8 protein-coding genes and 2 pseudogenes are annotated in these 9,687 nt (G+C 54.2%); all 10 read right to left on the minus strand.

Annotation, left to right across the window (positions count from 1 at the left end):
* The coding region (locus tag CPT76_RS25075; protein ID WP_105444851.1) for a DUF5693 family protein at nt 1-1,314 on the minus strand (1,314 nt) is incomplete at its 3' end.
* Between the two features lie 86 nt (nt 1,315-1,400).
* Nucleotides 1,401-3,121, minus strand: a pseudogene (locus CPT76_RS25080) (phospho-sugar mutase).
* Nucleotides 3,122-3,158: 37 nt separating this feature from the next.
* Complete coding sequence (gene fabZ / locus CPT76_RS25085; protein WP_105444852.1) at nt 3,159-3,596, minus strand: 3-hydroxyacyl-ACP dehydratase FabZ; 438 nt, start codon at nt 3,594-3,596, stop codon at nt 3,159-3,161.
* A 285-nt stretch (nt 3,597-3,881) separates the two neighbouring features.
* Nucleotides 3,882-4,100 (minus strand): DNA-directed RNA polymerase subunit beta, encoded by a 219-nt coding sequence (locus CPT76_RS25090; RefSeq protein WP_105444853.1) that lies wholly within the window; start codon nt 4,098-4,100, stop codon nt 3,882-3,884.
* A gap of 10 nt (nt 4,101-4,110) precedes the next feature.
* Nucleotides 4,111-4,935 carry a flagellar hook-basal body protein gene (locus CPT76_RS25095; protein ID WP_105444854.1) on the minus strand — a complete coding sequence of 275 codons (825 nt, stop codon included), beginning with the start codon at nt 4,933-4,935 and terminating at the stop codon, nt 4,111-4,113.
* Between the two features lie 30 nt (nt 4,936-4,965).
* Nucleotides 4,966-5,847 carry a flagellar hook-basal body protein gene (locus tag CPT76_RS25100; RefSeq protein WP_105444855.1) on the minus strand — a complete coding sequence of 294 codons (882 nt, stop codon included), beginning with the start codon at nt 5,845-5,847 and terminating at the stop codon, nt 4,966-4,968.
* 349 nt (nt 5,848-6,196) lie between these two features.
* Entirely contained in the window at nt 6,197-7,195 is a 999-nt protein-coding gene (mreB, locus tag CPT76_RS25105) for a rod shape-determining protein (protein ID WP_181153037.1), read from the minus strand.
* A 233-nt stretch (nt 7,196-7,428) separates the two neighbouring features.
* A pseudogene (gene spoIIID / locus CPT76_RS25110) lies at nt 7,429-7,715 on the minus strand (sporulation transcriptional regulator SpoIIID).
* Nucleotides 7,716-7,951: 236 nt separating this feature from the next.
* Nucleotides 7,952-8,707: a M23 family metallopeptidase gene (locus CPT76_RS25115; protein WP_105444857.1), complete on the minus strand. Its 756-nt coding sequence runs from the start codon at nt 8,705-8,707 to the stop codon at nt 7,952-7,954.
* Between the two features lie 69 nt (nt 8,708-8,776).
* Nucleotides 8,777-9,687, minus strand: a 911-nt coding sequence (gene spoIID, locus CPT76_RS25120; RefSeq protein ID WP_105444858.1) for a stage II sporulation protein D, incomplete at its 5' end; no start/stop codon positions are given.

Below are 9,687 nucleotides of genomic sequence, written 5' to 3' on the forward strand. Positions count from 1 at the left end.
AAGCAGCACGGCAATCGTCGGTGCGCTGATGGCCACGAGCAGAGCCAGCGCCTGCTCAAACAGCGTCGGCTTGAGGACATACAGTCCTGCGCTGCCGATTAACCCAAGCACAAACGCAATCAGGGTCAGTGCCGGGATAAAGTAAGAAACGAGGAGCGCAACGAAGGCAACCCCGCCGAGCACGACAACCATTTTAAAATAACGCTGTCCGGCCGAATCATAAATATGGAATGCTCCCGCTTGTCCCATCTTGAAGCCGTTGTTCTCCATCTGCTTGATGGCATTTCCCGGCTCCTGCAGGGTTTTCACGATATTTTCCACAGAATCGGTAATCGTGGCCTTGGTTACGTTGCGGGATGGAGCGACGTTGATATACAGCATCCGGATGTTCCGGTCCTTTGTCGCCAGCGCAAACCGGTCGGCAATCGTCTCCGGACTCAGCGCCGCAGCATCACGGTCGCTCAGGGAGTACAGACGGGCTACATTGTAATCCGTGTCGTAGGCCAGCTTGGACAGCCCCTTCTGCGGCTGCTTCAGGTTCTCGATGGCCGCAATGCCGATCCCGTATTGGTTCAGCAGGTTGGCAAAGCCCTGCAAGCTGTTCATGTCCTCATTGTCATTGAAGCCTTTAACGGAATCGCCCTCAAACAATACGCGTTTGACGCCGTTCGCCTGATAGTAGGCCAGCAGCTTGTCCATCGCTTCCTGATTGTAAGGAAGGCTGTCGGACATCCGCGGCACGATGTTGAATCCTTTGCTGCGCAGCATTTCGAATGCAATCGGATCTGGCTGCATTGGCTTGAGCACGGCATCCTCCGGGGAAGTTTCCAGAATCAGACCCTTCTGCCCGTTGAATTCCCATGGCTTGACGCCGATGCCGATCCCCGTAAAGGTGTCTTCGATCAGGGGAGACAAGCGTCCCGCATTCTCTTCGTTCGTAAACAGAATATAGGTATAGTTATCGTTGGTCGGGATGACGCTCTTCGTCATCGAGGCGACGTCCCCCGCATTAAACATCATGATGCGGCGGGATTTTTTAAAATCGTCCAGCGTACTCTCGAACATCGCCATGCTCGTCACGCCCGCCGCCTTCAGCTGATCCAGCTGCTGCTGAAGGTATTCCTCCGGATGGGCTTGATACGAAGCCGTCTCCACCAGTCCGCGATAGTTATACACCAACTCTACGTTATTGGAAGATGACTCCGTCCGATAGCGGTCATAAATCACCGGAATCGCGGCGATTATGCCCAGCACGACGAGAATCCACAGCCATTTGCGGGATGCCGTGTTCCAACGCTGCCATTTCTGATGCACCAAAAGTACCTCCTCATAATAACTCCGGGAATCCGCAGCGTTCTTCTACGAACACGCGGTCTCCCGGAATATCCATTTCTTAAATGCTAGGCGTCAACCCTTGCCATCACTTCATCCGACAATTTCTGAATACGCGTATTCGCATCATCCAGTGAATCGCCTCTCACGGCAAAGTATACCTTGATCTTCGGCTCTGTCCCCGATGGGCGCAGGCAGAACCATGAACCGTCTTCCAGCATATATTTCAGCACGTTTTCCTTCGGCAGGCCGTCCAGCCCTTTCGAATAATCCAGCACCTGCGTGACGGCTTGTCCTGCCACCGTCTGCGGCGGGTTGCTGCGCCAATCGGACATTTTCGCCTGGATTTGGGCCAGGCCGTCCTTGCCTTTCAACGTGCGGGACTCCAGCTTTTCCTGGAAGTAGCCGAACTGCTCATACAGCTCCTGCAGAACTTCGTACAGCGTCTTGCCTTGAGCCTTGTAGTAGGCACCCGCTTCACAGATGAGCAGCGAGGCCAATACGGCGTCTTTATCGCGGGCATAGTTGCCGGCGAGGTATCCGTAGCTCTCCTCGTATCCGAACAGATACGTATGGGATCCGGTCTTCTCGAACTGGGTCATTTTCTCCCCGATGATTTAAAGCCAGTCAGCGTGTTGAATACTTCCGCCCCAAAATGCTCGGCGATCGTCGCTCCCATCTCGCTGGTCACGATCGTTTTGATAACCGCACCGTTGCTTGGCAGCTTGCCGGCTTCTTTTAATTGACTGAGCAAATAATAAATCATAAGTGCCCCGGACTGGTTACCGGACAATACGACGAATTCTCCTGCCTGGTTCTTCACCACCGCACCCATGCGGTCGGCATCCGGGTCGGTTCCGATCAGCAAATCAGCACCGATCTCCTGCCCTACCTTCATGGCCAGCGTGAACGCTTCGCGTTCTTCCGGGTTCGGAGACTTCACAGTGGAAAACTCGGCGTCCGGCTGCTCCTGCTCCGCTACGATATGCACGTTCGTAAAGCCGACTTCCTCCAGCACGCGGCGGACCGGAATATTTCCTGTCCCATGAAGCGGCGTGTAGACGATCTTAAAATCTTTGCCAAGCGTCGAAGCAATCGCCTCGCGGTTCACGCTAACATCGGCTACGGTGCGGATAAACGCATCGTCATCCTCTTGGCCGAGCCACACGAGCAGCCCCTTCGCTTCCGCTTCCTGCTGATCCAGCCGCTTCACCGCAGCAAAGGAATCGACCTGCTGGATGTAAGAGATGACCTTCTCCGCTTCGTCCGGCACGAGCTGTCCGCCCTCGGCGTTGTACACCTTGTACCCGTTATACTCCGGCGGGTTATGGCTCGCCGTAATGACGATGCCGCCGGTCGCTCCCAAATGGCGCACGCTGAACGACAGCTGCGGCGTCGGGCGCAGGGACGGGAACAGCTTGGCTGTGATGCCGTTGCCTGCAAGCACCAGAGCGGCCTCCAGCGCAAACTCCGGTGAGAAGTGGCGGGAATCATGGGCGATCACAACCGAAGGCGTGCCCTCAGCCGAACCGTGCTGCTCCAGTATGTAGCGTGCAAATCCTTGCGTCGCCTTGCCGACGGTATACCGGTTGATGCGGTTGCTTCCTGCACCGATCACGCCGCGGAGGCCGCCTGTGCCGAACTCCAAATCTTTGTAAAAACGGTCTTCCAGCTCCAGCGGCTGATCGGACAGCCCTTCGAGCTCCCGTTTCGTTTCTTCATCTATAGAAGGATCTTGAAGCCATTGCTTGACATTTTCACTTGCTTGATTGCTGAGCTCTTGTGTCATTACTGCTTCTCCTTTCCATAATAAGAATGATGGGTACTTAAGAGTGTGCCGGGTCGGACAGGGCAAACATGATGTCGCCTTCCGCGACGACTTTATCGTCGACCTTGGCTACGGCGTGTCCCTTCCCGATGCTTCCCTTCAGGCGGGTAATTTCGACCTCGAGGCGAAGCGTATCTCCAGGCACCACTTGTCCACGGAAGCGGAAGTTGTCGAGACCGGCCAGAAAGCCGATTTTGCCCCGGTTGCTCTCTTCCTTCAAAATAGCGGCTGCTCCAACCTGTGCCAGCGCTTCGGTGATCAGCACGCCAGGCATGACCGGATACTCCGGAAAGTGGCCGATGAAGAAAGGCTCGTTAATCGTAACGTTCTTGATCCCGACCGCACGCTTGCCGACTTCCATCTCGATAATGCGATCCACCAGCAAAAACGGAGGCCGGTGCGGGATGATCTCCTGAATTTCTTTCACGTTAAGCACGTCTCTCAAACTCCTTTCAAAATAGGCGAATCACCGTAACTTTCAAGGGTTATACTGCATAAAATCCATAGTTTTCGGAAAAAACTAAACTATCCTTCACCCTCTGCAGAAGTGAAGGTTCAGATAAGGGGCCTTTCTCCGGTATGCCGATCCTGATGAACGGCATGGGGGAGGCCCTTTTGTATGGGCTTCGGAAGTCCCCCATCATTATACATTTTCCGAGCAAAAAAAGAAAACTCCCGAATGGAAGGAGTTTTCTGTCAAAAGTCAGCGGTTAGACGCCCGTCAGGGCGCAAATACCAAATCGATCACATGCTGCCAAGTCTTCCATTGAAACACGTCAGGCAGGCTCTGTTTGCCGATAAAGACATAACCGAAGGTCATCCCGCCAACCAGAGCGAGCAGCAGAAACAGCGGAATCATCCAGCGGATGACGATTCTCCATCTTGCCGTCTTCCGCACGGCCGGTTTCGCTCTGCCAGCTGCTTGGGTTTTCTCACTCATTGCAGAACTCCTATCCACGGATATTGTTCGCCAGATTCATCATCGTGTCGCTGGATGTCAGTGCCCGGGCGGATAGTTGATAAGCGCGCTGCGCCTGCATCATATCCGTTATTTCTTGCGCATAATCGACATTCGACTGTTCCAGATATCCCGAACGGATGGTTGTCCCGGAGGTGGCTGCGGTATAAGGTGCATTGCCGAACACCTGAGCTTTCGTCAGGTTGCCGGGAATAACAAACAGGTTGCCGTCCATCTGCACCAGCGCATCCGGGCGGACCGGCGATGCCAGCTGAATGGTAGCCACGGCGTTTGTCCCCGCTGCATTCTTAACAATGACCTGTCCGTCCTGATCGATGGCCACCTTGGCATTGTTCGCGACGGAGATTTGTCTGCCGTTCGTGTCCAGAACGAAGTACCCCTGATTGTTGACCAGCACCATGTTCTTCGGCTTGGCAGGGTCGGGATCGGGTACAAAATGGAAGGCGCCTTCCCGGGTATAAGCCGTGCGCCCGTTCGCTTCAACCGCAAACAGACCCGAGCCTTCAATGGCGAGATCCAACGGATTACCCGTCTGATTCAGCGGTCCCTGCTGCATATCCCGGGTGATTTCCGTCATCCGCATGCCAAAACCGTTTGTGTATCCAAGCGGGGAAACCCGTCCGTTCTGCTTGAAGCCGTCCGGCTGCTGCGTGACCGTTGTCAGCACGTCCTCGAAGGAGCTATCCTTCCGCTTGTATCCGTCCGTATCGATGTTGGCGATGTTATCCGCGATAACGTCCAGCTTCCGCTGCAGCGCATTCATGGATACCATCGCGCTGATCATGGAGTTATTCATTTATGTCCACCCTCCCTAGTCCGTAGCATCCTATACCTTGCCGACCTCGTTGACAGCCTTGTCCAAACTTTTATCATAAAATTGCACGACCTTCTGATTGGCCTCGTAGGCCCGAAGCGCCGTGTTCATGTCTACGACCGCCGCGGAGGAATCCACGTTGGACTGCTCCAAATAATGCTGCCGCACTTCTACGCGGTCGGCGTTACCCAACGCGCGGACACCGGCAGCTGCGGTATCATCCACCTTGAACAATCCGTCACCCGTACGCACCATCTGGCCGGGCTGCCCCACGACGGCAATGCCAAGCCGTGTTCCGGGCGCACCCGTTGCGGGATTCAAAATAAACCCCTGCTCGTTCACTTTAAGGCTGTCCACCGAGCCTGTCAACCGAATGGGCCGATTATTGGCATCCAATACCTGGTACCCGGCCGAAGTCAGCAGCAAACCGTCCGGAGTCACCTTGAAGCTGCCGTCTTTCGTATACCCGATTTCCCCATCCGCGTTGCGGACGGTAAAGTACGCCTCCGGCTTGTAGGTCACATTGCCGTCCGCATCGACATACTTACCGGACTGGTCGAACGGAATGTTCTGGCCCGTTGCCGGATCGGCGACTTCAATATCGGACACCAGCGCAAAGTCGGTCGGCTTCTCGCTCTCCGTGATGACGCCCTGCTGATACATGGACAAGCTCTCTTCGGCAAAAACGCCCGTGTTCAGCTTGCCGAGCTGCGGGTTGGGGTTCTCCGCTCCCCCACCGATCATCGAAATCAGCACCTCTGGGAACGAACGGGCCACGCTGTTGACCTGTTTGTACCCTGGGGTGTTGATGTTGGCAATATTTTGGACGTCGGTATCGTGGCGGCTCTGCTGCGTCATCATGCCGGCAGCGGCGGTGTAAAGTCCTCTCAGCATTGAGATGGGGTCCCTCCCTGTTTCATGTGCTTGTTCGTTGGGTAATCAAAATTTTATCTTCATCTATATAAGTTAAACCATTGAAATGGATGATGGGGCAAGTGCGTAAAATGTTCCTACGATCGCTCTTGTTTTCGGATTTCTTGATGGTATAGAGCCCACTTAAGGTAGAAATCCGAAAGCCAAAGCATATGCTTCCGATGTTAGCTTTCCTTTGGAAAGATAGAATAAATCGCTGATCTATATGAACGGGCTCCTCAGAGCCCGCGATCCATAGTACATATATCGGACATAGGCCCGGGTTTTTTAGGGTTTTGACGCAGCCAGCTCAGGGGCCGGCCCTAAGTTATTAGAATGCTTTCTTGGACACCTTGTCCAAGTGATCGAGCATGAGTCCCGTGCCTTTCACGACACAGTGCATCGGGTCTTCCGCGATCAGCACCGGCACGTGCAGCTCTTCGGCGAGCAGCTCGTCCAATCCGTCAAGCAAAGCGCCACCGCCGGTCAGAATTACGCCGCGGTCGATAATGTCGGCGGACAGCTCGGGAGGCGTCCGTTCCAGCACCGACTTGGCAGCGGCCACGATCATCGAGACCGGTTCCCACAGCGCTTCCTGAACTTCGGTCGAAGTGACCGTCACGGTAAGCGGCAGTCCGCTGACCATATCGCGCCCACGGATATCGATCTCATCCTGGCGCCCGCCCGGACGGACGGTGCCTACCTTGATCTTGATATCCTCCGAGGTGCGCTCACCGATCAGAAGCTTGTACTTATTTTTAATATATTTCACGATGGCTTCGTCGAACTTGTCCCCTGCCATTTTAATAGAAGAGGCGGTAACGACGTCGCCCATGGACAGGACAGCTACATCCGTCGTTCCGCCGCCGATATCGACGACCATATTGCCGCTTGGCTGATAAATATCCATACCCGCGCCAATGGCTGCGGCTTTCGGTTCTTCTTCCAGGAACACATCCTTAGCTCCGCTTCGCTCGGCGGCTTCCCGGATGGCCTTCTGTTCAACAGAGGTAATATTCGTAGGCGCGCAGATCAGAATCCGCGGCCGGCTGCTCCAGCTGCGTCCTCCCACACTGCTGATGAAGTACTTCAGCATCGCTTCCGTAATCGCAAAATCCGCAATGACCCCGTCGCGCAGCGGACGAATCGCCACGATATTCCCAGGCGTGCGGCCAACCATTCTCCGGGCTTCTTCCCCGACGGCAAGGACTTTTTTGGTGTCGCTTTCGATCGTCACGACGGAAGGCTCGTTGAGTACAACCCCCCTCCCTTTGACATGAATCAGCACGTTGGCTGTGCCAAGATCAATTCCAATATCCTTGCTAAACATCATGAAAAGAGCCCCCAAAGTATTATTTTATGGTAAAAGAGTCCCTGTTACCGCTTATAAGAAGTCCCATTTCGACAGGATGTGGCAGGAAGTTATGTATTTTTGGGAAAAAGGGATCACATTTTTCGACCTTATACCATCTTTTAACATATCATACTTCAGGGGAGGGATACAATGGGCACAGGTGTGCCCTGCCGCAAGATCATATGAACCGGGCCCGGAAGCCCAGATGGTCAGGCTTTGGCGGAAGCAACGGCTTCCCGTTTTTTCCCGCTGGTCTTTTTATACTTAATCTTGGTCGCTTCGCCTCCCCGGAGATGACGGATCGATTTGTGGTATTCAAGAATGTGCTTAACCTGATCAGCCAGATCGGGATTGATTTCCGGCAAACGTTCGGTCAAATCCTTATGCACTGTGCTCTTCGATACGCCAAATTCCTTGGCAATGGTTCGGACCGTGTGTCTCGTTTCCACGATACAACGACCAATTTTAATGGTCCGTCTTTGATGTAATCGTGCACGCTCCCGCCTCCCTACTGTGGATAGTTTGGTACATTATATGAGGGGCGTGCCTATATATTCGCGCTTTCCAAGCCTGACAAGCTCCGCAAGGCCCATTTATTTTATAGGCAGCGCAAAATAACCCCGCAAATCGAGGGGGCTGCCAAGAGCCCTTTCCCGCCATTCACAAGGGTTTGCACACAAAAAGGCAGGGATTGTCCCTGCCTTTAGGCTTATTTTTTCTTTACGCTTTCGGTTATTGCTTCGGAAGAACGGTTTCCGGATTGACCGGAGTTCCATTGTCGTACACTTCGAAGTGTACGTGGTTGCCCAGTTCCTTCTCGATTTCGCTGCGTCCGGCGGTGCCGATCGTATCGCCCTGCTTCACGGTATCGCCCAGTTTAACTTTGGCGTCCGAGAGGCTTTGGTAGACCGTCTTGAGATTGTTGTCATGGGTAATCTCGATCACAGTTCCCGTCAGCGGCGGGTTCAAATCGACGCGAGTGACTTTTCCGCCGAGAGCGGCTTTGACGTCAAACGCTTGGTCATCTGCGCGGGCCAGGTCGACACCGACGTTCGGAGTGAACGTGTCATCGTACTGAACCATCGCGGCTTGATGATTTTCTTCGGTACCATTTTCATCATAGAACGGCTTCACGACTTTCACGTCTTTGGCATTCGCCACCGGCCAAACCATACCTTCGGCATTGGCGGTTACTTCAACAGCATTGTCCTTGGCGTCTGTGGCAGTGTCTTTGCCGGCTGCAGCATTCGAAGCGGTAGTAGATTGCTCCGTTACTTTAGCGGGGTCTTGGGTAAGGTTCTTCTGGCTGGTATCCTGGTAGACCCACACTAAGGTTAGTATAATTGCTGCTGCGGCCACGTAAGCTGCCGGGTATACCCACCGTTTAGACAACAGCTTTTTCCACGAAGAAGGCTGATTTACAGGCTCTCCTTGCACTTTTTTAGGAGCTTCGCCGTGGTTTTGACTACTTTTGTTTTGTTCATTCATATGTTTATCACCTCAGTAACATTGTTACCGGGGCGGAATCTTTTATACGTATCTCTTTATATTATTTTTTCAAGGTTTTGAGAGCAGTTTTGAAGCTTGCATAAAATCGACGCCCGTATAGTAGTGTTTGAGAATTTGCGTGGCGGTCGACCCTTCCTTGGCCATCCCGTCCGCGCCCCACTGGCTCATCCCGACGCCATGCCCGTATCCGTACGTGGTGATCTGGATGTCGGCCCCCGAGGTCTTCCAAGTAAACTCGCTGGACCGCAGGTTCAGCTTCTCTCTCACTTCCCGGCCGCTGAACACATGACCGCCGATGGTAATCTCTTTAATCCGGTGGCCCTCCGTCGTAGACAAGACTTGAATGAAAGGCTGCCCCGTTGATACCGTGATAGCCTGTCCAGCCAAACCGAGCTTGGTGATAAAATCTTTCCGGCTGATCGTGACCGTTTCCTTGTACCCCGGTGCCAGCTCTTTGTCCCATGGACTCGCTACGCTGCGGAGATACGGGATGTCTTCCTTCCAATAATCTTCCGAATTTTCGGTATACCCGTTGCTGGTAGAGAAAAAGGATGCCGTAATCGGCTTGCCTTTATAGGTCATGATCGTATTGCGAGTTTCCCGCACTGCCCGCTGCAGCTTGGCCAGCTCCGCGGATTTCCCCTGCGCCTTCCATTCCTTCTCCAATACTTCCTTGGAGATATACGCCTGGTGGCTGACGGTATCGGTCACCATGGCCTTGCGGTCCGGCACGCCGCTCATGTCGCCGTCAACGAGACGGCGGACGATAAAGGTGCGGGCCGCGATCGCCTGCGCTTTGAGCGCCTCAAGCTCAAAGTCCGCCGGCATCTCGGCCGCCAGCACGCCGGTGACGTAGTCTTCCATCGGCAGCACTTCCACTTGTCCCGTCTTCGTCAGATAGACAGACACGTTCGGCAGCTGCGCCTCCGCTTGCGGCGCGGCAGGCTTGGCCGGTGCCG

It is taken from the genome of Paenibacillus sp. AR247 (assembly GCF_002968895.1).
In the GTDB taxonomy this organism is placed as follows: domain Bacteria; phylum Bacillota; class Bacilli; order Paenibacillales; family Paenibacillaceae; genus Paenibacillus_AQ; species Paenibacillus_AQ favisporus.

Coding starts and splice junctions, on each gene's coding strand:
- CPT76_RS25090 (WP_105444853.1), bottom strand. CDS start 4,100: ATGAGTGAGAAAACCCAAGCAGCTGGCAGAGCGAAACCGGCCGTGCGG.
- CPT76_RS25095 (WP_105444854.1), bottom strand. CDS start 4,935: ATGAATAACTCCATGATCAGCGCGATGGTATCCATGAATGCGCTGCAG.
- CPT76_RS25100 (WP_105444855.1), bottom strand. CDS start 5,847: ATGCTGAGAGGACTTTACACCGCCGCTGCCGGCATGATGACGCAGCAG.
- mreB (WP_181153037.1), bottom strand. CDS start 7,195: ATGTTTAGCAAGGATATTGGAATTGATCTTGGCACAGCCAACGTGCTG.
- CPT76_RS25115 (WP_105444857.1), bottom strand. CDS start 8,707: ATGAATGAACAAAACAAAAGTAGTCAAAACCACGGCGAAGCTCCTAAA.